Consider the following 1,545-nt stretch of genomic DNA (forward strand, 5'->3'; position numbering starts at 1 on the left):
GCTTAGACCCCATGACTGCCGGAGCCTCGGAGGCTCGAATCTGAGATGCTGAAGATGGATTTGTCAGCAGCGGAGGCGAGCCATGACGGAGGCAGTGAAATACGTTGGTCTGGACGTTCATAAGGAAACCATCGCGGTCGCGGTTGCCGATGGGGAACGCGGAGGCGAGGTGCGTTTCGTCGGCACGGTCGCCAACGAGGACGATGCGATCAGGAAGCTGGTCAAGCGGCTGACGGGACCGGGCGTAACGTTGAACGTCTGCTACGAAGCGGGTCCCTGTGGATATGGCCTGCATCGGCTGCTGTCAAAGCTGGGACAGAATTGCATTGTCATTGCCCCCTCGATGATGCCGCGACGCCCGGGTGACCATGTGAAGACGGACCGGCGTGACGCGATGACCCTGGCGCGGCTGCTACGCGCCGGCGAACTCACCGCGATCTGGGTGCCGGACGAAGCGCACGAGGCGGTACGCGATCTCATTCGCGCGCGACGCAGCGCGCAGGACGATGCCATCGGGGCCAAGCAGACGGTGCGCAGCTTCCTGTTGCGGCATGATCGTCGTTTTGGCGGCAAGGCGGCCTGGACGAAAATGTACTGGCGGTGGCTGTCCGAGCAGCGGTTTGAGTTTCCCCACCAACAGCTGGCATTCGAGGAAATGCAGAAGCGGGTGCTGGAGGCCCAGGCACGGGTCGCGCGCCTGGAGGCGGCGCTGGCTGAAGCGGTGGATGCATGGTGTTTCGCGCCACTGGTCCGCAATCTGCAGGTACTGCGCGGTATCAGGCTGGTCAGCGCCGCGACGCTGGTCGCCGAGGTGGGCGATCTCACCCGCTTCGACAATCCCAAGCAGCTGATGGCGTATGTCGGCCTGGTGCCGTCCGAGCACTCCAGCGGTGCCAGGACCAAGCGGGGCCGGATTACCCGGGCGGGCAACGCGCAGGCACGGACGATGTTGATCGAGGCGGGCTGGTCGTATCGGCTGCCCGCTCGCGAGGAGCGACGCTACCGTGAGCGGGTCATCGACTTGCCCGAGGACATCCAGGCAATCGGGTGGAAGGCGCAGGTTCGCCTGTGCCAGCGCTACCGTCGCCTGACGGCCACCGGAAAGCCCCAGCCCAAGGTGACCACCGCGATCGCTCGTGAACTGGTCGGCTATGCCTGGGACATCGCCCGTCGGGTATCGCCAGCGATAGCCGGCTGATCCAGGTACATCGATTCCGAGAGGAGGCGCCAGCGCACCAACTGCATAGCCTTGGCCGGCGTGCCGCGGGCACCCGACTGTGATGGGCAATCCACGGTGTACGGTGGGGCAGGTTCGTCCGACGCCCGAACTTAGACGGAGGATAGGCCCAGCGACGGATACGGGTAGTGCGGTAACCAACCCGCGGATGAGAGCATGATCAATCGTCGTCGATCAGGCGTCCGCGGCACACCCGCCAAGGTCAATGCGAACGCTGGTCTCACGGCCAGCGAAGAGGTAAACTCGGCCAGCGTTTCGGATGGCAGTCATGAGAGCGTACGTTTTCGACCATCCTCTCACCGGTCCCC

1 protein-coding gene is annotated in these 1,545 nt (G+C 64.5%); it reads left to right on the plus strand.

Annotated elements, in window-relative coordinates:
* The first annotated feature begins 82 nt into the window (after positions 1–82).
* Positions 83–1,198, plus strand: coding sequence for an IS110 family RNA-guided transposase (locus tag AAIO73_RS20130; RefSeq protein WP_126014659.1), 1,116 nt, complete (start codon positions 83–85; stop codon positions 1,196–1,198).
* The last annotated feature ends 347 nt before the right edge of the window (positions 1,199–1,545 follow it).

Origin of the sequence: Sphingomonas epibiotica, from assembly GCF_039615155.1 — a bacterium.
In the GTDB taxonomy this organism is placed as follows: domain Bacteria; phylum Pseudomonadota; class Alphaproteobacteria; order Sphingomonadales; family Sphingomonadaceae; genus Sphingomonas.